This window comes from Pseudomonas sp. S3_A03 (assembly GCF_054668275.1).
In genome coordinates this window covers 2,033,221-2,056,536 of the sequence record NZ_CP162753.1, presented here as the reverse complement: position 1 = coordinate 2,056,536, position 23,316 = coordinate 2,033,221, and the positions used below count along the sequence as shown (strand labels likewise).

The window sequence follows — 23,316 nt, the reverse complement described above, 5'->3', positions numbered from 1 at the left end:
ACCCGATGAGAGCTTTTACCCAACACACAGGTCTTGTCGCGCCGTTGGACCGTGCCAACGTGGACACCGACCAGATCATCCCCAAGCAGTTCTTGAAGTCGATCAAGCGCACCGGTTTCGGCCCTAACCTGTTCGACGAATGGCGCTACCTGGATGTGGGCTACGCCTACCAGGACAACTCCAAGCGCCCGTTGAACAAGGACTTTGTGCTCAACGCCGAGCGTTACCAGGGTGCCAGTGTATTGCTGGCCCGGGAAAACTTCGGTTGCGGCTCCAGCCGTGAACACGCGCCGTGGGCCCTGGAAGAATATGGCTTTCGCAGCATCATCGCGCCGAGCTACGCCGACATTTTCTTCAATAACAGCTTCAAGAACGGCCTGTTGCCGATCATCTTGACCGACGCAGAAGTCGACGAACTGTTCAAGCAGGTGGAAGCCGATGTGGGCTACCAATTGACCGTCGACCTGGCCGCGCAAACCGTGACCCGTCCGGATGGCAAGGTGTATCACTTTGAAGTGGACGCCTTCCGCAAACACTGCCTGATCAACGGCCTGGATGATATTGGCCTGACCTTGCAGGACGGCGAGGCGATTGCCGCGTTTGAAGCCAAACACCGGGCTAGCCAGCCTTGGTTGTTTCGCGACGCCTGATTTGCTGTAGGCAGGACTGCCGCCATCGGGAGCAAGTCGAATCGTCGCACCGCCCCTCCCACATTTTGATCTGTGAATGCAGTCAAAGGTGGGAGGGGGCTTGCCCCCGATATGGCCAGTGTTAACAACACACCACCCAAGGAAAGCCACCATGACCACCACCGCCCATACCCAAGTCGTGCAAAAACAATTCGGCGAACAGGCTGCGGCCTACCTGAGCAGTGCCGTGCACGCCCAAGGCACCGAGTTCGCGCTGCTGCAGGCCGAGCTGGCCGGGCAGGGCGGTGCACGGCTACTGGATCTGGGCTGCGGCGCCGGGCATGTCAGCTTCCACGTGGCGCCGTTGGTTAAAGACGTGGTGGCCTATGACCTGTCCCAGCAGATGCTCGATGTAGTGGCTGGCGCTGCGCAAGATCGCGGCTTCACCAACATCAGCACCGTACAGGGCGCCGCCGAACGCCTGCCATTTGCCGATGGCGAGTTTGACTTCGTGTTCAGCCGCTACTCGGCTCACCACTGGAGCGATCTTGGCCTGGCCCTGCGCGAAGTGCGCCGCGTGCTCAAGCCGGGCGGTGTGGCGGCGTTTGTCGACGTCTTGTCACCGGGCAGCCCGCTGTTGGACACTTACCTGCAAACCGTCGAAGTGCTGCGCGACACCAGCCACGTGCGCGATTACTCCGCCGCCGAGTGGATGCGCCAGCTCAGCGAAGCCGGTTTGCATGTACGCAACAGCAGTCGCCAGCGCCTGCGCCTGGAATACACCTCCTGGGTCGAACGCATGCGCACGCCCCAAGCCTTGCGCGTCGCGATCCTGCAGTTGCAGCAGGCGATGGGCCAGGAAGTACGCGATTACTATGAGATTCAAGCCGACGGCACCTTCAGCACCGACGTGCTGGTGGTCTTCGCTGAACGCTGATTGATTTTTCCCGACCTGCCCACGGGCGGGTTGCTTGATGAAATGAGGAACGCATGAGCAAGCAGATTCTGATTCTCCCTGGCGACGGTATTGGTCCGGAAATCATGGCCGAAGCGGTCAAGGTGCTGGAACTCGCCAACAGCAAGTACAGCCTGGGTTTCGAGCTGAGCCACGACGTGATCGGCGGCGCAGCCATCGACAAGCACGGCGTGCCCCTGGCCGACGAAACCTTGGACCGCGCCCGCGCCGCCGACGCCGTACTGCTCGGCGCCGTGGGTGGCCCGAAGTGGGACAAGATCGAACGTGATATCCGCCCTGAGCGCGGCCTGCTGAAAATCCGCGCGCAACTGGGCCTGTTCGGCAACCTGCGCCCCGCGATCCTCTACCCGCAACTGGCCGATGCGTCGAGCCTCAAGCCGGAAGTAGTGGCGGGCCTGGATATCCTGATCGTGCGTGAGCTGACCGGCGGTATCTACTTCGGCTCGCCACGCGGCGTGCGTGAGTTGGAAAATGGCGAACGCCAGGCCTACGACACCCTGCCGTACAGCGAGAGCGAAATCCGCCGTATCGCCCGTGTCGGTTTCGACATGGCTCGCGTGCGCGGCAAAAAGGTTTGCTCGGTCGACAAGGCCAACGTCCTGGCTTCCAGCCAGCTGTGGCGCGAAATCGTTGAAGAAGTCGCCAAGGACTACCCGGACGTCGAGCTGAGCCACATGTACGTCGACAACGCCGCCATGCAACTGGTGCGCTCGCCGAAGCAGTTCGACGTGATCGTCACCGACAACCTGTTCGGCGACATCCTGTCCGACCAGGCCTCCATGCTCACCGGTTCCATCGGCATGCTGCCGTCGGCGTCGCTGGATACCAACAACAAGGGCATGTACGAGCCTTGCCACGGTTCGGCGCCGGACATCGCGGGCCAGGGCATCGCCAACCCGCTGGCGACGATTTTGTCGGTCTCTATGATGTTGCGTTACAGCTTCAACCTGTCCGATGCGGCGGACGCCATCGAGAAGGCTGTAAGCCTGGTGCTGGACCAAGGCCTGCGCACCGGCGACATCTGGTCGCAGGGTTGCACCAAAGTCGGAACGCAAGAAATGGGCGACGCAGTAGTCGCCGCGCTGCGGAATCTGTAATCTCTCGGGCCCGCTGGCAGTTATTGCCGCCAGGCGGCCCACTTTTTAACAAGGTGTAGTTGCGATGAAACGTGTAGGTCTGATCGGTTGGCGCGGTATGGTCGGTTCCGTGCTCATGCAGCGGATGCTGGAAGAGCAGGATTTCGATCTTATTGAGCCGGTGTTTTTCACCACATCGAACGTGGGTGGCCAAGGGCCGTCCGTGGGCAAGGATATTGCCCCGCTCAAGGACGCCTACAGCATTGACGAGCTCAAAACCCTCGACGTGATCCTGACCTGCCAGGGCGGCGACTACACCAGCGAAGTCTTCCCCAAGCTGCGCGAAGCCGGCTGGCAGGGTTGTTGGATCGACGCCGCGTCGAGCCTGCGCATGCAGGACGATGCGGTGATCATCCTCGACCCGGTCAACCGCAAGGTCATCGACCAGCAACTGGACGCCGGCACCAAGAATTACGTGGGCGGCAACTGCACCGTCAGCCTGATGCTGATGGGCCTGGGTGGTCTGTTCGAGGCTGGCCTGGTGGAGTGGATGAGCGCCATGACCTATCAGGCGGCGTCCGGCGCCGGCGCGCAGAACATGCGCGAACTGATCAAGCAGATGGGCGCGACCCACGCCGCTGTCGCCGATCAACTGGCCGACCCGGCCAGCGCGATCCTCGACATTGATCGCCGCGTGGCCGAAGCCATGCGCAGCGATGCCTACCCGACCGAGAACTTCGGCGTGCCATTGGCCGGTAGCCTGATCCCGTGGATCGACAAGGAACTGCCCAACGGCCAGAGCCGTGAAGAGTGGAAGGCCCAGGCCGAGACCAACAAGATCCTCGGTCGCTTCAAGAGCCCGATCCCGGTTGACGGCATTTGCGTGCGTATCGGCGCCATGCGTTGCCACAGCCAGGCGCTGACCATCAAGTTGAACAAAGATGTGCCGATCGCCGATATCGAAGGGCTGATCAGCCAGCACAACCCATGGGTCAAGCTGGTGCCGAACAACCGCGATATCAGCATGCAGGAGCTGAGCCCGACCAAGGTCACCGGCACTCTGAATGTACCGGTGGGCCGCCTGCGCAAGCTGAATATGGGCAGCCAGTTCCTCGGCGCGTTCACCGTGGGCGACCAGCTGCTGTGGGGCGCGGCTGAACCGCTGCGCCGTATGCTGCGGATTTTGCTGGAGCGTTGATTGCTTGTAGGCTGTTTAAAAACCCCGCGCTCTGGTGACAGGCGCGGGGTTTTTAATGGGCTTTCGGGCCTCATCGGGAGCAAGCCCCCTCGCACACTGCGCAGAACAAAATGTGGGAGGGGCTTGCTCCCGATGAGGCCATCAGCCACACCACAACCCCCAGGCTAATTGCCTCACCCCCTGCCACCCGGTAAAGTGCCGCTCCCCCGCAATGCCCGAGGCAGCCCCCATGACCCAGACCTTTGAAATTGCCGTAATCGGCGCCACCGGCACCGTTGGCGAAACCCTGGTGCAGATTCTCGAAGAGCTGAATTTCCCGGTGGGCACCTTGTACTTGCTGGCGGGCAGTAACTCCGCCGGTGCATCGGTCCCGTTTCGTGGCAAGAACGTGCGGGTCAAGGAAGTCGACGAGTTCGACTTCAGCAAGGCGCAACTGGCGTTTTTCGCCGCTGGCCCTGCGGTAACCCTGAGCTTTGCACCGCGCGCCACGGCGGCAGGGTGTGCGGTGATCGATTTGTCGGGTGCCTTGCCCGTCGACCAAGCGCCCCAGGTGGTGCCCGAAGCCAATGCACACGTTCTGGGCAGCCTGAAAAAACCCTTCCAGCTTGGCAGCCCGAGCCCGTCCGCCACCAACCTGGCCGTGGTGCTGGCGCCGTTGCGCGCGGTGCTGGATATCCAGCGCGTCAGCGTTACCGCCAACCTGGCGGTGTCGGCCCAAGGCCGTGAGGCGGTCAGTGAGTTGGCCCGTCAGACGGCGGAACTGCTGAACGTACGCCCGCTGGAGCCGAAGTTCTTTGATCGGCAGATGGCCTTCAACCTGCTGGCACAAGTCGGCACGCCAGATGCTCAAGGTCATACCGCCCTGGAGAAGCGTCTCGTACACGAACTTCGTGCAGTGCTGGAATTACCTTTGCTAAAGATTTCCGCAACTTGCGTTCAAGCCCCGGTGTTTTTTGGCGATAGCCTGACTGTGTCGTTGCAGTTGGGCGCGCCGGTTGACCTGGCGGCGGTCAACCGCGTGCTCGGCACCGCACCAGGCATAGAGCTGGTAGAGGAGGGGATTACCCCACTGCCGTGGGCGATGCCGTGGGGCAGGATGTGGTCTATGTGGGCCGTGTTCGCACCGGCGTGGATGACCCTGCGGAACTAAATTTGTGGTTGACGTCAGATAACGTACGTAAAGGCGCAGCCCTTAACGCGGTGCAACTGGCGCAGTTGTTGATAAAAGGCCTTGTGTAAAAGATACTTGGCGGCAATTTGTAGATTGATTCTAACCAGGCGCTATGCTTGGCCCCAAGCAGGAACAGTTGCGTGTCGGTGACCTATCGGCTCGCCATGCCTTATGGCAAGCGGTTACCAACCTTCTCGCAGGCCGGGGAGTGTTCAGACAAAGGATGAGGCTATGGTTCAAGTTCGCAAACTGGTGTTAGCAATAGCGGCCGCCTCGGCGCTGTCCTCCGGTATGGCGCAGGCGCTGCAGCTCGGGGAAATGACCCTCAAGTCGAAGTTGAACCAGCCCCTGTCGGTGGAAATCGAATTGCTGGATGTCGGTGGCCTCACGGCGGCCGAGATCACCCCGAGCCTGGCTTCATCCCAGGCGTTTGTGGATGCGGGCGTGGATCGCCAGGCGTTTCTCAATGACCTGACGTTTACCCCGGTGATCAACCCCAATGGTCGCAGCGTGGTGCGTGTCACCTCCAGCAAGCCGCTGCCTGATTCCTATGTGCGCTTTCTGCCGCAGGTGCAATGGCCCAACGGTCGCCTGATGCGCGACTACAGCGTATTGCTCGACCCGGCCAAATTCGACCAACCCGCACCGGTGGCCAAGGCCGCCGCGCCGCGCTTGAGTGCGCCTGCCAGCAGCGCGCCCGCCGCCAGCACCTCGGCCCAACACACCACCACCTCCCGCGACACCCTGTGGGAAATTGCCGAGAAATACCGCAACGGCGGCTCGGTGCAGCAGACCATGCTGGCCATCCAGGCGTTGAACCCTGGCGCCTTTGTCGGCGGCAATATCAATCGCCTTAAAACCGGCCAGGTGCTGCGCCTGCCGGACACGGTGCAAAGCACGGCGCTGCCGCAACCCCAGGCGATCGCCGAAGTGCGTGCGCAGAACGATGCGTGGCGCCAGGGCCGGCGCTCGGCCAATAACCAGGCCGCCGGCAAACAGCAACTGGACGCCACCAAGCGCACCCAGGCGGGCAACGCACCGTCTACCACCAATGCCAAGGACAATTTGAGCTTGGTTTCGGCCGAAGCGGCCAAGAAGGGTGGCAAAGGCAAGTCCGGTGACAGTCAGGCCCTGAGCGACAAACTGGCGATGACCCAGGAGCAACTGGACACGACTCGCCGCGACAACGAAGAGCTGAAAAGCCGCGCGGCCGATTTGCAAAGCCAGTTGGATAAGCTGCAAAAGCTGATTCAACTGAAGAACGATCAATTGGCCCGTCTGCAGGCGGAAAAAGTCGAGCCGGCCGCGCAACCGACGGCGGTAATGCCCGCACAGTTGGCCACTGAGCCTGCCGCGCCCGTGGCGGCCCCAGCGGCCCCCGTCGCGGCGCCGACGCCCGCGCCCGAGCCGGTCAAGCCAGTCGCTGCGGCTGACACCGCCGAAGGCAAATTCAACGAGCTGCTGACCAACCCGGTTGTGCTTGGCGTTATCGGCGGCGCGGCGGGGCTGGTGGTGCTGTTGCTCCTGCTGCTGTGGGCGCGCCATCGCAACGCCCGCCGTGAAGAGGAAAAGCACCTGCGCATGGCGCGGGCCCTGGCTGAAGAGCCTCTGTTCAGCTCGAACATCGAGCAGGACCTGCCATCGGACAGTTTTGAAGGCCTGGAAACGCCGCCGCCAAACGTCAAGCTGACGGCCGCGCCCGCCCCGGCGCCAGTGCAGCCGGCAGCCGTGGTGCCAACGGTTGCTTCCGTGCTCGCGCCGCTGGCCGTCGCCGTGGCGCCGGTCAACTCCAACGATGCGCTGGCGCAAGCCCAGTCCCATATCGATCGTGGTCATCTGAACCAGGCCGCCGATGTGCTGGAGCAGGCGATCAAGCAGGAGCCCAAGCGCAGCGACCTGCGTTTGAAGCTGATGGAAGTCTACGGCCTGCAAAGCGACAAAGACGGCTTCGTGACCCAGGAGCGTCAGTTGGTGGCCAATGGTGAAAACCATGCCCAGGTCGAGCAGCTCAAGTCGCGCTTCCCTGCGATGGCCGTCGTGGCGGCAGGCGTCAGTGCTGCGGTAGCTGCTGCGGCGCTGGATGCTCAGTACGTCAAGGAGTTGCTGGAGGACAAACCGGCAGCTGCGGCGCCTGAACCTGAAGCGGCCGACACCGATTTTGATCTGAGTCTGGACGACCTTGAAGCAGCGTCGCCGGCCGATCCGGATGATGTGTTGAGTTTTGAATCGGTGCTGCAACAGCAAACCGCAGCCAACGAATTGTCGGACTTCGACTTGGATCTGCAAGTGGATGGGCCGGCTTCGACCCTGTCCGATGATGACTTCCTTTCGGGCTTGGAAGAGCAGATGAAGGACGTCCCGGCCGTGGAGCCGCCGACCCTCACCCCCGCAGCGCTGGATGATTTCGATCTGCCGGAAGATTTCGACCTGTCACTGGCGGACGAGCCTCAAGCCGATGCCAAGCCCGATGCCTTCGCGTCCGAACTGGATGATGTCAACGCCGAGCTGGACCGCCTGTCCCAGAGCCTTGAGCATCCTCCTATCGGGCCGTCCTTCACGGCCGAAGACGCTGCACTGGGTGATGATGAGCCGGAGTTCGACTTCCTCTCCGGCGCCAATGAGGTTGCCACCAAGCTGGACCTGGCCCAGGCCTATATCGATATGGGCGATGCGGATGGCGCGAAAGACATCCTGGCCGAAGTGCTGACTGAGGGCGATGAGTCCCAGCGCGGCGAAGCCAAGGAAATGCTCGGCAGAATCTGACGGTTGTGGGAGGGGGCACTCCATAACAAAATCGCCCGCCACCCTTGCGCCGTCTTTATAATGGCCGCCTTTGCGCAACCCATCAGGCTCTCAATTCTTGGCAAATATAGATAACGCGGCCGCCGAAATGGCGGCCGCAGGCTTTCACCGCATCGCCCTGGGCGTGGAATACAAAGGTTCGCGCTATCGCGGCTGGCAGCGCCAGGCATCGGGCGTGCCGACCGTACAGGAAACTCTGGAAAAGGCCCTGTCCAAGGTCGCCGATTCGCCGGTCTCGCTGATGTGCGCCGGGCGTACCGACGCCGGGGTACACGCCTGTGGCCAAGTGGTGCACTTTGACACCCAGGCCGAGCGCACGATGAAGGCGTGGGTGATGGGCGCTAATATCAATCTGCCTCATGATGTGAGCGTCAGTTGGGCCAAGGTCATGCCGGCGCATTTTCATGCACGCTTCAAGGCGATTGCCCGGCGCTATCGCTATGTGATCTACAACGACCAGATCCGCCCGGCGCACCTTAACGAAGAAATTACCTGGAACCACCGCCCGCTGGACGCCGAGCGCATGGCCGAAGCCGCGCAGCATCTGGTGGGCGTGCATGATTTCAGTGCCTTCCGTGCCGGCCAGTGCCAGGCCAAGTCGCCGATCAAGGAGGTGCATCACCTGCGGGTGAGTCGCCACGGCAAGATGATTGTGCTGGACATCCGTGCCGGTGCGTTCCTGCACCATATGGTGCGCAACATTGCCGGCGTGCTGATGACCATCGGCACCGGCGAGCGTCCGGTGGAGTGGGCCAGGGAAGTGCTCGAGAGCCGCATCCGCCGCACGGGTGGCGTCACGGCGCATCCGTTCGGGCTGTATCTGGTCGATGTGGAGTACCGCGACGAGTTCGAACTGCCGGATCGTTTTATCGGGCCACATTTCCTTACCGGTTTCAGCGAACTTGGCGGCTGACGCCCGGAAAAGCTTTTGTTACCATCCGGGACTTTCTCGGCCAAACCCTGAGGTTTCTACGACATGTCAGCCGTTCGCAGCAAGATTTGCGGGATTACCCGCATAGAAGACGCGCTGGCGGCGGTCGAGGCGGGGGCGGATGCCATCGGTTTTGTGTTTTATGCCAAGAGCCCGCGCGCAGTGAATGTGCTGCAGGCGCGTGCGATCATCCAGGCACTGCCGCCGTTCGTCACCACTGTGGGATTGTTCGTCAATGCCAGCCGTTGCGAACTCAACGAAACCCTGGATGCCGTGCCGCTGGACATGCTGCAGTTTCACGGCGACGAAACCCCGGACGAATGTGACAGCTACCAGCGCCCGTACATCAAGGCGCTGCGCGTCAAGGCCGGTGATGACATCGCCGCCGCCTGTGCCGCGTACGCCGGGGCGCGCGGGATCCTGCTCGACACCTACGTCGAAGGTGTACCGGGTGGTACGGGGGAGGCGTTCGATTGGACGCTGATTCCCGAAGGGCTGGGCACGCCGATCATCCTGGCCGGCGGCCTTGACCCGGCGAACGTCGGGGCGGCCATCGCCCAGGTCCGGCCGTATGCCGTGGATGTCAGTGGCGGGGTGGAGCAGGGCAAGGGTATCAAGGACCACGCCAAGATTCGCGCATTCCTACACGCGGTGCGCAACAGCAACGGTGGGATGTGACGGCTGGCAGTCTGCCGCCGTCCATAACTACCACTGTGTAAAACAGTCCGGTGCCGCCTGTGGGTGGCCTGGAAACAGAAGTGGCAACCCTGCACTGGCAGGTTGTCTGGAAGGCTGAGGGTGCGGGTTGGAAATGGCAGGTCGAACGTCTGACCCCGTCCAACTGGCGTCATCGTCACATAAATGAATTTAGCTCAAGGGCATACGCGGGGCTGTGTTCAAGCCACCGGTACTGGAGAAAGAAAGCATGAGCAACTGGTTAGTAGACAAACTGATCCCTTCGATCATGCGTTCCGAGGTGAAAAAAAGCTCGGTTCCTGAAGGTCTGTGGCACAAATGCCCTTCCTGCGACGCGGTGCTGTACCGCCCGGAGCTGGAAAAGACCCTGGACGTTTGCCCCAAGTGCAACCATCACATGCGTATCGGCGCGCGCGCGCGTATCGACATCTTCCTGGATGCCGACGGCCGTAACGAGCTGGGCGCGGACCTGGAGCCGGTTGACCGTCTCAAGTTCCGCGACGGCAAGAAGTACAAGGACCGCCTGAGCGCTGCGCAAAAGCAGACGGGTGAGAAGGATGCCTTGATCTCCGTCAGCGGCAAGCTGCTGGGCATGCCTGTGGTCGTGTCGGCGTTCGAGTTCTCCTTCATGGGCGGCTCCATGGGCGCCATCGTTGGCGAGCGTTTTGTTCGCGCCGCCAACTATGCCCTGGAAAACCGTTGCCCGATGATCTGCTTCGCCGCTTCCGGTGGTGCACGCATGCAGGAAGCGCTGATTTCCCTGATGCAAATGGCCAAGACCTCCGCAGTATTGGCGCGTCTGCGCGAAGAAGGTATTCCGTTTATCTCCGTGCTGACCGACCCGGTCTACGGCGGCGTATCCGCCAGCCTGGCGATGCTGGGCGATGTAATCGTCGGCGAGCCGAAAGCCCTGATCGGCTTTGCCGGCCCGCGCGTGATCGAGCAGACCGTTCGCGAAAAACTGCCGGAAGGCTTCCAGCGCAGCGAGTTCCTGCTGGAGCATGGCGCGATCGACATGATCATTGCGCGCGGTGAGTTGCGTCCACGCCTGGGTAACCTGCTGGCGCAAATGATGGGGCTGCCGACGCCGGTCTACATCGCGCCTAAAGTAGAGCCGATTGTCGTACCGCCTGTGCCTGCGAACCTATGACCCAGCGAACCCTGGGCGAATGGCTCGCCTACCTTGAGCAGTTGCATCCGTCCGCCATCGACATGGGCCTGGAGCGCTCGCAACAGGTAGCGGCCCGCCTTGGGTTGGGCCGGCCGGCACCGCGTGTGATCACGGTGACCGGCACCAATGGCAAAGGCTCTACCTGCGCCTTCGTTGCCGCGCTGCTGCAAGCCCAAGGGCTGAAAGTGGGCGTGTACAGCTCACCGCACCTGCTGCGCTATAACGAGCGCGTGCAGCTCAATGGTGTCGAAGCCACCGACGAGCAGCTCTGCGAAGCCTTCGCGGCACTGGATGCCGGCCGGGGCGAAACTTCCCTGACTTACTTCGAGATGGGCACCCTGGCGGCGTTCTGGCTGTTCGAGCGCGCGCAACTGGATGTGGTCGTGCTGGAAGTGGGGCTGGGTGGGCGTCTGGACACGGTCAATGTGGTGGATGCGGACCTGGCGCTGGTCACCAGTATTGGCGTGGACCATGCTGACTACCTGGGTAATACCCGTGAGTCCGTGTCCTACGAAAAGGCCGGAATCTTCCGTCAGGGCAAGCCGGCGCTGTGCGGTGATCTGGACCCGCCACAACCCTTGCTGGACAAGGTGCGAGAACTGGCCTGCCCATTTTTCCTGCGGGGGCGCGAATTCAATCTCGAGGTCGGCGAGCAGTCTTGGCAGTGGCGTGGGCGTGATGCCCGAGGTCAAGCCGTAGAGCTGCGCGACCTGCCGCTGCTGAACCTGCCGATGGAAAACGCTGCGCTCGCGCTGCAAGCTTATCTGCTGCTGGATCTGCCGTGGAATGCCGAGCAGATTGCCGCGACCTTGCTGGCGACGCGCGTGGTAGGGCGCCTGGACCGTCGCGTAGTCGACTGGCAGGGCAAGCGCTTGAGCCTCTTGTTGGACGTTGGGCATAACCCCCATGCGGCGGACTATCTGGCCCGGCGTTTGGCGCGCACGGCGCCGGCCGGTCGGCGCCTTGCCGTGTTCGGTTTGCTGGCCGACAAGGACCTGGAGGGTGTGCTTGCACCGTTGTCGAGCAGTGTCCAGGCTTGGGCGGTAGCGCCGCTGGATACGCCGCGCAGTCGTCCGGCGGCAGAACTCGAAGTGGCCTTGCAGAACCTTGGTGCGTCCGTGGCATCGTATGCAAGCGTGACGGCGGCCCTTGAGGCGCAGTGCGCGGTGGCGACGGCGGAGGACGAGATTCTGTTGTTCGGATCATTTTATTGTGTTGCCGAGGCGCTTGAGTGGTTGGCCCGGCGCTCCACGGAGGAAGCTGCACATGGCATTACTCGATAGCGCGTACAAGCAGCGAATGGTTGGAGCCCTGGTTCTGGTGGCGCTGGCGGTGATTTTCCTGCCGATGTTGTTTTCCCGCCAGGACGAGCAACGCCAGGTCGTGGTTGAAGCCCCGGCTGCGCCGCAGGCGCCGGCCGTGCCGCAGGTGCAGGTTGAGCCTGTGGTGGTGCCCGAGCCCCAGGCGTTGCCGGAACAAGAGCCTGTGCCAACGGATGAGGAAGTGGCCGCGCAGCAGGCGCCGTCGATGCCGGTGCAGCCAAGCGTGCCGGTGGTCAAGCCGGCGCCCGCTGCGCCGGCTGTCGCCGCCAAGCCTGCTGCTCCTGCGTCCCCGCCCAGGCCGGTAGCGCCGCAACCTGCGGCGCCAGGCAAGCCGGATGTGGGGCAGAGCCGCATCGACCCGAATGGCTTGCCGATCAGTTGGTCGATCCAGGTGGCCAGCCTGGGCAATCGCGAAGGTGCCGACGCTTTGCAGAAGAAGCTGCGTGCCCAGGGGTACAACGCTTACATCCGCAGTGCCGATGGCAAGAACCGTGTGTTTATCGGGCCGCTGATCGAGCGCGCCGAGGCGGATCGCCTGCGCGATTTGCTGGATCGTCAGCAGAACCTGAAGGGGTTCGTGACCCGTTTCCAGCCTGAGCGCGGCTGATTCCGCATCGATTTCAGCTTGGAATGCAGTTAAGTGTGGGAGGGGGCTTGCTCCCGATAGCGGTGTATCAGTATCAGACTTTCTGACTGACCCACCGCCATCGGGAGCAAGCCCCCTTCCACATTGATGTGGTGGGGGTTGAAATGCGATTGGCTCGCCACAAACTATTGATTTGCAAAGCAGCCGCAATCACAGCTTACCGACAGCCCGGCGCTCTGCTAAAATGCGCCGCCTTATCCGTACGTAGGCTGCACTGTGCCATTTACCTGGGTTGATTGGGCGATTGTTGCCATCGTCGCCATCTCCGCGTTGATCAGTCTGAGCCGCGGCTTTGTAAAAGAAGCACTGTCGTTGCTGACCTGGATCATCGCAGGAGTCGTAGCCTGGATGTTTGGTGGTTCATTGTCGGTTTACCTGGCCGGTTACATCGAAACACCTTCGGCTCGCGTCATCGCGGGCTGCGCCATCATGTTCATCGCCACGCTGCTGGTGGGAGCAATGGTCAATTATCTTATTGGCGAGTTGATACGTGTCACCGGCCTCTCCGGGACCGATCGATTTCTCGGCATGGCCTTTGGTGCCGCGCGTGGCGCATTGCTGGTGGTCGTGGCGGTCGGGCTGTTGAGCCTGGGGCCGGTACAGCAGGATTCGTGGTGGCAGGAGTCGGTACTCGTGCCAAAATTTCTATTGGTTGCAGACTGGTCCAAGAACCTCATTTTGGGGTGGAGCAGTCAGTGGCTGGCCAGCGGAATCAGCGTACCCGCTGATCTTCCGTTCAAGGAACACCTCTTGCCGGCCAAAACGCCTCAGTGAGCTGTGTTCAGTCAAGATCCATTAAGTAGGGGTTGCGTCGCATGTGTGGCATCGTCGGTATCGTCGGTAAGTCGAACGTCAATCAGGCGCTGTATGACGCGCTAACCGTCCTCCAGCACCGCGGCCAGGACGCTGCCGGTATTGTGACCAGCCATGACGGCCGGTTATTCCTGCGCAAGGATAATGGCCTGGTGCGTGACGTGTTCCACCAGCGTCACATGCAGCGGCTGGTCGGGCACATGGGCATTGGTCATGTGCGTTACCCGACTGCCGGCAGCTCGACCTCGGCCGAAGCTCAACCGTTTTACGTCAACTCGCCTTACGGCATCACCCTGGCGCATAACGGCAACCTGACCAACGTGGAACAACTGGCCAAGGAGATTTACGAATCTGACCTGCGCCACGTCAACACCAGTTCCGACTCGGAAGTGCTGCTCAACGTGTTTGCCCACGAGCTGGCCCAGCGCGGCAAGCTGCAGCCGACCGAAGAAGACGTGTTCGCCGCCGTGATCGATGTGCACAACCGTTGCGTCGGTGGTTATGCCGTGGTGGCGATGATCACCGGTTACGGCATCGTTGGTTTCCGCGACCCGCACGGCATCCGCCCGATCGTGTTCGGCCAGCGTCACACCGACGAAGGCGTCGAGTACATGATCGCTTCCGAAAGCGTGTCCCTGGATGTGCTGGGCTTTACCCTGATCCGCGACCTCGCGCCGGGCGAAGCGGTGTACATCACCGAAGATGGCAAGCTGCACACCCGCCAGTGCGCCGTGGCGCCGAAACTCACCCCGTGCATCTTCGAACACGTCTACCTGGCGCGTCCGGATTCGATCATCGATGGTGTTTCGGTATACAAGGCGCGCCTGCGCATGGGCGAGAAGCTGGCCGACAAGATCCTGCGCGAGCGTCCCGAGCACGATATCGATGTGGTCATCCCGATCCCGGACACCAGCCGCACCGCCGCGCTGGAACTGGCCAACCACCTGGGCGTCAAGTTCCGCGAAGGCTTCGTCAAGAACCGCTACATCGGTCGTACCTTCATCATGCCGGGCCAGGCGGCGCGCAAGAAGTCGGTACGCCAGAAGCTCAACGCCATCGAGCTGGAATTTCGCGGCAAGAACGTGATGCTGGTGGATGACTCCATCGTGCGCGGTACCACCTGTAAGCAGATCATCCAGATGGCCCGCGAAGCCGGGGCGAAGAACGTGTACTTCTGTTCCGCCGCGCCTGCCGTGCGTTACCCGAACGTGTACGGTATCGACATGCCGAGCGCCCACGAATTGATCGCCCACAACCGCAGCACCCAGGACGTGGCCGACCTGATCGGCGCCGATTGGCTGATCTATCAGGACCTGCCGGACCTGATCGAAGCGGTCGGTGGTGGCAAGATCAAGATCGAGCAGTTCGACTGCGCGGTGTTCGACGGCAAATATGTGACCGGTGACGTCGACGAGGCCTACCTGAACAAGATCGAGCAGGCGCGTAACGACTCCTCGAAGATCAAGACCCAGGCGGTCAGCGCGATCATCGATCTGTACAACAACTGAGTAGACACCGGCCCTGAGGGGCCGGTTTTGCATCATAAATAAAGCATTGAGCAAGGAGTGGCAGCATGAGTCAGGAATGGGATGCCGGTCGGTTGGACAGCGACCTCGATGGCGTAGCTTTCGATACTCTGGCTGTGCGCGCAGGCCAGCACCGGACCCCTGAAGGTGAGCACGGCGACCCGATGTTCTTCACCTCCAGCTACGTGTTCCGCACGGCAGCCGATGCGGCTGCGCGCTTTGCTGGCGAGGTGCCGGGCAACGTCTACTCGCGCTACACCAACCCGACCGTGCGTGCGTTCGAAGAGCGTATCGCGGCCCTGGAAGGTGCCGAGCAGGCAGTGGCGACGGCGACCGGCATGGCGGCGATCCTGGCGGTGGTGATGAGCCTGTGCAGTGCCGGCGACCATGTGCTGGTGTCGCGTAGTGTGTTCGGTTCGACCATCAGCCTGTTCGAGAAGTACTTCAAGCGCTTCGGCATCGAAGTGGACTACGTGCCCTTGGCCGATCTGTCCGGTTGGGATGCGGCGATCAAGGCCAACACCAAATTGTTGTTCGTCGAGTCGCCCTCGAACCCGCTGGCTGAATTGGTGGATATCGCTGCGTTGTCCGAAGTCGCTCATGCCAAGGGCGCCATGCTGGTAGTCGACAACTGCTTCTGCACGCCTGCGTTGCAGCAGCCGCTGAAGCTGGGCGCGGACGTTGTGGTGCACTCGGCCACCAAGTTCATCGACGGCCAGGGCCGTTGCATGGGCGGTGTGGTGGCCGGTCGTGGCGAGCAGATGAAGGAAGTGGTGGGCTTCCTGCGCACCGCCGGCCCGACCTTGAGCCCGTTCAACGCCTGGATTTTTCTCAAGGGCCTGGAAACCCTGAGCCTGCGCATGAAAGCCCATTGCGCCAATGCCCAGGCCCTGGCCGAGTGGTTGGAGCAGCAGGACGCCATCGAAAAAGTCCACTACGCCGGGCTCCGGAGCCATCCGCAACACGAATTGGCGCAGCGCCAGCAGCGTGGTTTCGGCGCGGTGGTGAGCTTCGAAGTGAAGGGGGGCAAAGAGGGGGCGTGGCGCTTTATCGATGCGACGCGCCTGATCTCCATCACGGCTAACCTGGGCGACAGCAAAACCACGATTACCCATCCGAGTACCACTTCCCACGGCCGTCTGGCGCCGCAGGAGCGTGAGGCGGCGGGTATTCGTGACAGTCTGATCCGCATCGCGGTGGGCCTGGAAGACGTGGCTGACCTGCAGGCAGACCTGGCTCGCGGGTTGGCGGCGTTGTGATCGAGTGGTCCATGGAAGCCGCGGCGGCCACTAACGGGCGCGTCGCGCTGGTGACAGGCGCTGCGCGAGGCATTGGCCTTGGGATCGCGGCGTGGTTGATCAGTGAAGGTTGGCAAGTGGTGTTGACCGACCTGGACCGCGAGCGCGGTGCCAAGGTGTCCAAGGTGCTGGGTGAAAACGCCTGGTTCATCACCATGGATGTGGCCGATGAGAAGCAGGTCGCCCAAGGCGTTGCCGAAGTGCTCGGGCAGTTTGGCCGCCTGGATGCGTTGGTGTGCAACGCGGCGGTGGCCGACCCGCGCAATATCACCCTGGAAAGCCTTGACCTGGCCTACTGGAATCGCGTGCTGGCGGTGAACCTCAGTGGGCCGATGTTGCTGGCCAAGCACTGCGCGCCTTACCTGCGTGCCCACGGCGGCGCGATCGTCAACCTGGCATCGACGCGGGCCCGTCAATCGGAGCCGGACACCGAAGCTTATGCGGCGAGCAAGGGCGGTTTGTTGGCCTTGACGCACGCGCTGGCCATCAGCCTCGGGCCGGAGGTGCGGGTCAATGCCGTCAGCCCTGGCTGGATCGATGCGCGTGATCCTGCCGCACGGCGTGCCGAGCCTTTGACCGACGCAGATCACGCCCAGCATCCGGCGGGCAGGGTGGGCACAGTCGAGGACGTGGCTGCGATGGTGGCGTGGCTGCTGTCGCGCCAGGCGGGCTTTGTGACCGGGCAGGAGTTTGTGGTGGACGGCGGCATGAGCAAGAAGATGATTTACAGCGAGTAGGGCCGGTAGCGGTCTTGAAGCAATTTTGTCTTTTTCAGAAAAACTTCAAGCAGGCTATTGACTTAGGTCTGCTACCTGCGTAAATTTCGCGGCCTCAACGAAGCAAAGGGTGATTAGCTCAGCTGGGAGAGCATCTGCCTTACAAGCAGAGGGTCGGCGGTTCGATCCCGTCATCACCCACCACTTCTTGAGAGTTTTGCCCTTGGGCAAGACGCAACGTTAAAGGTTGCAACCGACGCGCAGCGGTAGTTCAGTCGGTTAGAATACCGGCCTGTCACGCCGGGGGTCGCGGGTTCGAGTCCCGTCCGCTGCGCCATATTTTCCAGGTTCGAGTTATCGGGCTTGAGATCGAACAGCCAAGGTTGCTCGGTCAGACGTTTAAAGACGGTTGAGGGTTTACGCTCAGCCAGTCAAGCGATACGCAGCGGTAGTTCAGTCGGTTAGAATACCGGCCTGTCACGCCGGGGGTCGCGGGTTCGAGTCCCGTCCGCTGCGCCATATCTGCCTCAAGGCCCACTGAACGCCTTGAAGCACAAAGAAAGCCATTGGCTGCTTTGATCCGATAGCAAAGACCCTGGTCGAAAGACCGGGGTTTTTTGTGTCTGCGATTTGGTGATGTGTTGCGAGAGCCGGCGAGCCGGCCCCCTTGGCAGTGTCAGAACCCCAACTTGTCCCGCAAGCCGTAGTACCAAGCCCCCAGCGCCGCAAACGGCGTGCGCAACAGTTGCCCGCCCGGGAACGGGTAGTGCGGCAGGTCGGCAAACGCGTCAAAACGTTCGGCCTGGCCTCTCAATGCTTCGGCCAGTACCTTGCCTGCCAGGTGCGTGTAGGTCACGCCATGGCCGCTGCAGCCCTGCGAGTAGTAAATGTTGTCACCCAGGCGACCCACCTGCGGCAGTCGCGACAAGGTCAGTAGGAAATTGCCGGTCCAGGCGTAGTCGATCTTCACATCCTTGAGTTGCGGGAAGGCCTTGAGCATTTTCGGCCGGATGATTGCCTCGATATTCGCCGGATCGCGCGCGCCGTACACCACGCCGCCGCCGAAGATCAGGCGCTTGTCGCTCGTAAGGCGGTAGTAGTCGAGCAGGTAGTTGCAGTCTTCCACGCAGTAATCCTGCGGCAGAAGCGTCCTGGCGAGTTCGTCCCCCAGTGGCGCGGTGGTGATCACCTGTGTGCCGCACGGCATCGACTTGGCCGCCAGCTCCGGCACCAGGTTGCCCAAGTAGGCATTGCCCGCGACGATGATGAACTTGGCCCGGACCTTGCCCTCGGCGGTGTGCACCACCGGATTGGCGCCGCGCTCGATACGCACCGCCGCCGATTGCTCATAGATCGTGCCGCCCAGCGACTCCACCGCGGCCGCTTCACCGAGCGCCAGGTTGAGCGGGTGGATATGCCCGCCACTCATGTCCAGCAGGCCGCCGACATAATTGTCGCAGGCCACCACCTCGCGGATACGGCGTTCGTCCAGCAACTCCAGCTGCGTATGGCCGTAGCGCTCCCACAGGCGCTTCTGCGACTCCAGATGGCCCATGTGCTTGCTGTTGAGCGCGGCGAACACGCCGCCGTCCTTCAGGTCGCACTGGATCTGATACTTGGCGACCCGCTCGCGAATGATCCTGCCGCCCTCGAACGCCATCTGCCCCAGCAGTTGGGCTTGCTGAGCCCCGACGCTGCGCTCAATCACATCGATATCGCGGCTGTAACTGTTGACGATCTGCCCGCCATTGCGGCCCGACGCGCCAAAGCCCACCTTTGGCGGCTTCCAGTACCGTCACGCGAAAACCGTTCTCCAGCAGAAACAGCGCGCTGGACAAGCCCGTATAGCCGGCGCCGATCACGCAGACATCGGTTTCGACGTCGCCTTGCAACGTCGGGCGAGGCGGAACGGCATTCGCGGAAGCGGCGTAATACGATTGGGGGTAGGGGGTGTTCGCCATCCTGGAACCTCTGTTTTATATTTTTTACGAGTGGCCAGATCCTACCTCAGTTGAAAATTGCCTGCCAGCCACCCGGAAAAGGCGGGTGTGCCAGCTGCAAATAAAAAATTCGCATATTCATAGGCTTAGCTGCAAAAAAGATGTTGACACCCCTGCGCAATTCCGTAGAATGCCGCCTCACAGCAGGCACGTAGCTCAGTTGGTTAGAGCACCACCTTGACATGGTGGGGGTCGTTGGTTCGAGTCCAATCGCGCCTACCAAACAAAATCCGCTCTGCTGGGCGGTGTGAGGGGGAATCCGAAAGGGTTCCCCTTTTTCTTTGCCTAAGAAAACGTTCACAAATTATAGGCTTCGTTCACACAAGGCAATGTGAGCGTAGATCTTTACTTCCCCTGTTCACACTCATATTTGTGAACGACTCTACCTAACCCATTGATATACATGGCTCGTTCACTATCTTGTCTAGGTGGTGGTACGTTCGCAGGCTCACTCCCTTGCCCGTTGCTCGTGCCTCGCAAGGGCAGGCTTCTAACCAACTGAGCTACTTGCCTGCTGTGAGGCGGGTACGCCTGTCGGCCACGCTCAACGCCCTACGCTCTGTGGTGAATCCTGAACGCTCTGTGTGCTGCTGTAGGGCTGGCGGGGGTGTCTCTCTAGGGGTGGGGCAGGGGGTGTAGGGTGGGGTGCTTATGTATGCAATGGTGCTAGTTAATTTCTAATCAAAACTCCAGGGGCTGGCATCCGCTAAATACAGATAGTGAGAGCAGAGTTGCCCCTGCCCTCGGTCAATCTTAAGCGTACTGAGTCAGCTTCCAGGTCACCGATTTGCCGCTGTAAGGCGGGAAGCGATTACCCTTGGCGATAGGTGCCGTGGTGCTTGGAGTGCCTACTACTTTCCAAATCCCGCTTTCTGGGCAGCTTTGACCTGTTGTCCCCGTAGTACCAATTGGTGCCTTTGCCATCTTCGTTTCGCTCCTGTAGGCCAGTCGCAACGTCATGGTTGCTCAAGGAGCGTAGGCGATGATTTCAATTTGGCATCATGGTCGTGGTATTATAACCGCTAAATTTGTAAGGGTATGTTTCGGATGAAGTGGTTAGCTGCGTCAATTGTGTTTGCTGCGTTGGTTCTTTCCTACGCTATCAGTATGCCGTTTCGTGACTGTGTGGCGGGCTATGTGACCCAAGCAAAATCCGATGATGCTTCTACGCGTGCATTGGCTGCGATGACCTGCCAAGTTCGGCGAGGCTAGGGCTTGACGCTATTTACTTTCCGGCGTATACAGATGTTCGGGCAAACGGGCCTAGCTTAAGCTGAACCGTATGTCCCTGACTTTGAGGGGCGCGATTGTGTAAGTAGTGGTAGAGCGAACCTTCAATGGCGTAGTTCTATCAGGAACGCTCATTCGGTCGCATCGAGACTATAAGCGGTGGGAGCAGCCACGCTCAGACGTGGAACGCTTACCCCTTCTGGCGTGGTTAGGAGGGCAGGTGACTGGTAGCTGAACTATCAGGCATAGAGGGCTTGGCCCCTATGAAGAACGGCCAGTGTGGTAACGCATTGAGCACCCCTGAGGGGCATCTAGGTACGCCTAGAATCTGAGCATCACGCTCTACCTGCCCTTGCTATGTCCAATGCTCACTGTTTTAAATTGAATGCTAGCCTCCAGGGTCAATGAACCCCTCCTGTCTTAATAAATAATTATCTTGGTTTGCTGTCTACGAGCTTCATTCGTCGAATGTCTGCGTCGTATTCTTCCTGAATGCGTTTACCAATTGCAATTTCACGCTCAGCCTCTAATTTACGTGGGCGTCCTACAGGTCTTACGCCACCAGTTAATTTTAACATCTCCTTAACGGCACTGATGTTTCCATTGACTAGCTCTTGTTTCAATATCTCAATTGATTTGTCATGCCAATAGATACGGTGTTCCTCTTTCCAACCTTGTTCTTCTGCATAAGTGTCAAGCGTAATCATGCTGACGCCTAAGCGCTTAGCTAGGACGCAATGTGAGTTTGTCTCAATGTATTCTGTCTTGTCTGTGTCTGTAAGGTTCATGGCTCTTCTCGGTATTTGATTGTTATTGTCAGGATGAGTAAGTAGCAGATGATGTTAAGTGTTATAGCTATGAAGCTATAGTCATGCATAATCTGAAGCACTACTAGTTGGGTGTATTGTATGAGGAGTAGGGCGCTTAGGAGGTACGTCACATTTTTATAGCTGACGCTCTCTCTATTTCCTCTAGCGTACACCTTGATAGATAGCCTACCGCTTGAAGAGAGATGCCGTGATTATATGAGATGTAATACAGAGCTTGGTGGTCCTCACGCTTAGCAATAATTTCTTTGGCTAAACCCCTTCGTATGATGATGCTATGAATTACGAAAGAGGTTAAATCAGGTATTCGTATATTATCATTGTCTGACATTGTATTGTCCTGGGTGAATTGTCTTAACGTCACTGCGTGACAGAAGCAAAAGCAAGAGCACGCCACGGAGTGGCATACGCATAAAGAAAAGATCAAGAGCGATACACTGGTAGGTGCTCTGCTTTTGATTCTTCTTTAATGCGTGCTCTTTGTCGGCTCTGCCGACGTTGCTCTTGATTTTAGGTGGGCGAGAGTGTGTAAAATCTCTTAGAGTATCTTTAAGGGAAATTACACAGTCTGCTTCAGCCATAAGCTTACAGTTCTATTGCTGACTCCCATAAGATTAGCGATCTTCCTTGCAGACAACCCATCCGATGATAACCCTTTGGCAATTAGAATGTTGTCTTCTAACTTGCTTCGTGAGCGTGTGTGAGGTGCTGGTCGAGTAAGGTCTTTTAGGATTAGGTGATTGCCTCTAAGGTCGAACGCCAAGTGTCGTGCTGATTCCTCTGTTGGTACAAAGTGAACCGTAGGTCTATCATTGGTAAATGTCCTGATGCTACTGCGTGTAGCAGCTTGAAATATTAACTCTCTGTAGCGTTCGTTGCGCAGGGCTTGCTTGCCTACCACTGAGCAGATAGCCATCTTAGCCAACATCTCAGAGTTGTTCTGATCATCAATAGGGTTAGGGTTGCCATGAATCAATGACAGCGTATGGTGTACGTCTGAGTATCCATTCAATCCCCTAGCGTCAAAGGGAATGCGTAACACATTGGGATAGTCCTCAAAAGGAAACTTGCACCATTCATGAACTTGTACAAGGAGGGGTTCACCCTGTACGAATTCTATAGCGTCGCGTAATAGCGAGTGACCATAGACCCTATCGTTCCACTCTTCAGCCACAGCACCATCAGGAAGCGTAAGAAGCATAGTCTTGCTAACCTTACTACCACCAATCAACGGATAGATGTAGCTTTCAAATTTATATCGTCTGTACTCTGGTGTGAATTTAGACGCTGTAATGGTGTACCCCTTGGTGAGGGCGTGCTGATAGGCGAGGGTCCCAGTGACGTTAGCCCCTAAGATGTGTGTCTCAAAGGCGTGCTCATAGATACCGCTCAAGTCAAAGTAATCTATGACCCTGACTTGCCATTTCCATTTGCTCTCCTTCTTGCTTAGATACTCCTTGATGAATACGTCTGCTTTTCCCCTGAGCAATGCCCCTAGACAAGTAGTGATAGTTGACATTCCCTTGTCGTCTATTACATCTGAGTAGATGGCTCGTGCTTCCTTTGTCATTCCTTGTTTGATGGACGCTTTGGTCGAGACGCTATCAATCTCAATGAATTTTTCTAGGAAGTTTGTATAGGCGTGGTCTCCAATATCTCTGGTAAGATTATTAGCGACTGAGGGCACTTCATCAATGACCACAATCCAGTCTTGCAGGTAGCAAGGGTCAAGGTCTAACAAAGTTTTATGCGTGATGATAAGAATCTTAGGGTCATCTTCTAGCAGCGTACATTCTACGGTGTCAGTGACATGCTTGTGGGTGTCACTATTGATTACGCAAATGTGATTAATGCCGATAGCTTGGATACGTCTAACTACATCCTTCGACAGGACTTTGGTAGGCACAGCGTATAGGTATCGTTTATAAGGGGCTGAGTCTAGCTCTCTGATGAATTGCTCTGTCTTGCCTGTGCCCGGTGTAGCTTCTGCTACGTGTATAACCTTGGACTCACTTAGGCTCAATCAGTTTTCCTTCTTTGATTAGGTCGTTTACCAGTTTGATAATGTAGCTTGGGTGCGTGAAGCTGCCTGTAAGCTCATCGGGTATAGACTTGCTCCCTTTGATTGTCAGCACCTGATAGTAGCCATACTGGGTCATCCCATACTCAACAAGCTTGTAGTCGCGAATGCCTGTTATGAGTTTATTCTTTTGCTCAATGCTGCAATCAATTGCCCCTAGCTCGGAGCGACGCTCTTGCAGGCCCTTTAGGTCAGAGTCGCTCATGTA

The 23,316-nt window shown here is 59.4% G+C and carries 17 protein-coding genes, 4 tRNA genes and 2 pseudogenes; 19 read left to right on the top strand and 4 right to left on the bottom strand.

What is annotated here, in order from left to right; all coding sequences use genetic code 11:
• Nucleotides 1–5 precede the first annotated feature (5 nt).
• The 18 genes and pseudogenes from leuD (at nucleotide 6) to AB4O25_RS09170 (ending at nucleotide 17,490) form a co-directional block, all read left to right on the top strand.
• Entirely contained in the window at nucleotides 6–650 is a 645-nt protein-coding gene (gene leuD / locus AB4O25_RS09255) for a 3-isopropylmalate dehydratase small subunit (protein ID WP_017530192.1), read from the top strand.
• A 151-nt stretch (nucleotides 651–801) separates the two neighbouring features.
• Nucleotides 802–1,566 (top strand): class I SAM-dependent methyltransferase, encoded by a 765-nt coding sequence (locus tag AB4O25_RS09250; RefSeq protein ID WP_017530191.1) that lies wholly within the window; start codon nucleotides 802–804, stop codon nucleotides 1,564–1,566.
• Nucleotides 1,567–1,619: 53 nt separating this feature from the next.
• Nucleotides 1,620–2,702 carry a 3-isopropylmalate dehydrogenase gene (gene leuB / locus AB4O25_RS09245; protein ID WP_460150784.1) on the top strand — a complete coding sequence of 361 codons (1,083 nt, stop codon included), beginning with the start codon at nucleotides 1,620–1,622 and terminating at the stop codon, nucleotides 2,700–2,702.
• 64 nt (nucleotides 2,703–2,766) lie between these two features.
• Nucleotides 2,767–3,879 (top strand): aspartate-semialdehyde dehydrogenase, encoded by a 1,113-nt coding sequence (asd, locus tag AB4O25_RS09240; protein WP_460150783.1) that lies wholly within the window; start codon nucleotides 2,767–2,769, stop codon nucleotides 3,877–3,879.
• A 229-nt stretch (nucleotides 3,880–4,108) separates the two neighbouring features.
• Nucleotides 4,109–5,118, top strand: a pseudogene (locus tag AB4O25_RS09235) (aspartate-semialdehyde dehydrogenase).
• Between the two features lie 163 nt (nucleotides 5,119–5,281).
• Nucleotides 5,282–7,813 carry a FimV/HubP family polar landmark protein gene (locus tag AB4O25_RS09230; RefSeq protein ID WP_460150782.1) on the top strand — a complete coding sequence of 844 codons (2,532 nt, stop codon included), beginning with the start codon at nucleotides 5,282–5,284 and terminating at the stop codon, nucleotides 7,811–7,813.
• Nucleotides 7,814–7,940: 127 nt separating this feature from the next.
• Entirely contained in the window at nucleotides 7,941–8,765 is an 825-nt protein-coding gene (truA, locus tag AB4O25_RS09225; RefSeq protein WP_020379920.1) for a tRNA pseudouridine(38-40) synthase TruA, read from the top strand.
• Between the two features lie 63 nt (nucleotides 8,766–8,828).
• A complete protein-coding gene (locus AB4O25_RS09220) occupies nucleotides 8,829–9,461 on the top strand; it encodes a phosphoribosylanthranilate isomerase (protein ID WP_017530185.1) in 633 nt (210 codons plus the stop codon).
• Nucleotides 9,462–9,708: 247 nt separating this feature from the next.
• Nucleotides 9,709–10,629, top strand: coding sequence for an acetyl-CoA carboxylase, carboxyltransferase subunit beta (gene accD, locus AB4O25_RS09215; RefSeq protein ID WP_017530184.1), 921 nt, complete (start codon nucleotides 9,709–9,711; stop codon nucleotides 10,627–10,629).
• Entirely contained in the window at nucleotides 10,626–11,933 is a 1,308-nt protein-coding gene (gene folC / locus AB4O25_RS09210; protein WP_017530183.1) for a bifunctional tetrahydrofolate synthase/dihydrofolate synthase, read from the top strand. Before accD ends, folC begins: the two co-directional genes overlap by 4 nt.
• Nucleotides 11,917–12,579, top strand: a complete 663-nt coding sequence (locus AB4O25_RS09205; protein ID WP_460150781.1) for an SPOR domain-containing protein — start codon at nucleotides 11,917–11,919, stop codon at nucleotides 12,577–12,579. The genes folC and AB4O25_RS09205 overlap by 17 nt, the downstream gene beginning before the upstream one ends.
• Before the next feature lie 255 nt (nucleotides 12,580–12,834).
• The gene (locus AB4O25_RS09200; protein WP_003192538.1) at nucleotides 12,835–13,392 is read left to right on the top strand and encodes a CvpA family protein; all 558 of its coding nucleotides are present in this window, start codon (nucleotides 12,835–12,837) and stop codon (nucleotides 13,390–13,392) included.
• Between the two features lie 41 nt (nucleotides 13,393–13,433).
• Nucleotides 13,434–14,939, top strand: a complete 1,506-nt coding sequence (purF, locus tag AB4O25_RS09195) for an amidophosphoribosyltransferase (protein WP_017530181.1) — start codon at nucleotides 13,434–13,436, stop codon at nucleotides 14,937–14,939.
• Nucleotides 14,940–15,004: 65 nt separating this feature from the next.
• On the top strand, nucleotides 15,005–16,216 hold the full coding sequence (locus tag AB4O25_RS09190) for an O-succinylhomoserine sulfhydrylase (RefSeq protein WP_065877647.1): 1,212 nt from the start codon (nucleotides 15,005–15,007) through the stop codon (nucleotides 16,214–16,216).
• Between the two features lie 11 nt (nucleotides 16,217–16,227).
• Entirely contained in the window at nucleotides 16,228–16,992 is a 765-nt protein-coding gene (locus AB4O25_RS09185) for an SDR family oxidoreductase (protein WP_020379919.1), read from the top strand.
• A 107-nt stretch (nucleotides 16,993–17,099) separates the two neighbouring features.
• A tRNA-Val gene (locus AB4O25_RS09180) sits at nucleotides 17,100–17,175 on the top strand.
• A 56-nt stretch (nucleotides 17,176–17,231) separates the two neighbouring features.
• Nucleotides 17,232–17,308: transfer RNA gene (locus AB4O25_RS09175), tRNA-Asp, on the top strand.
• Between the two features lie 105 nt (nucleotides 17,309–17,413).
• Nucleotides 17,414–17,490, top strand: a tRNA-Asp gene (locus AB4O25_RS09170).
• 157 nt (nucleotides 17,491–17,647) lie between these two features.
• Here AB4O25_RS09170 and AB4O25_RS09165 read toward each other — a convergent pair.
• A pseudogene (locus AB4O25_RS09165) lies at nucleotides 17,648–18,932 on the bottom strand (NAD(P)/FAD-dependent oxidoreductase).
• Between the two features lie 184 nt (nucleotides 18,933–19,116).
• Between AB4O25_RS09165 and AB4O25_RS09160 the strand changes: the two are divergent.
• A tRNA-Val gene (locus AB4O25_RS09160) sits at nucleotides 19,117–19,193 on the top strand.
• Nucleotides 19,194–20,632: 1,439 nt separating this feature from the next.
• Here AB4O25_RS09160 and AB4O25_RS09155 read toward each other — a convergent pair.
• From AB4O25_RS09155 to AB4O25_RS09145, 3 genes are all read right to left on the bottom strand, one after another.
• Complete coding sequence (locus tag AB4O25_RS09155; protein WP_460150780.1) at nucleotides 20,633–20,908, bottom strand: hypothetical protein; 276 nt, start codon at nucleotides 20,906–20,908, stop codon at nucleotides 20,633–20,635.
• Between the two features lie 679 nt (nucleotides 20,909–21,587).
• A complete protein-coding gene (locus tag AB4O25_RS09150) occupies nucleotides 21,588–23,051 on the bottom strand; it encodes a DEAD/DEAH box helicase family protein (protein WP_460150779.1) in 1,464 nt (487 codons plus the stop codon).
• Nucleotides 23,038–23,313 (bottom strand): hypothetical protein, encoded by a 276-nt coding sequence (locus tag AB4O25_RS09145; protein ID WP_460150778.1) that lies wholly within the window; start codon nucleotides 23,311–23,313, stop codon nucleotides 23,038–23,040. The genes AB4O25_RS09150 and AB4O25_RS09145 overlap by 14 nt, the downstream gene beginning before the upstream one ends.
• Nucleotides 23,314–23,316 lie beyond the last annotated feature (3 nt).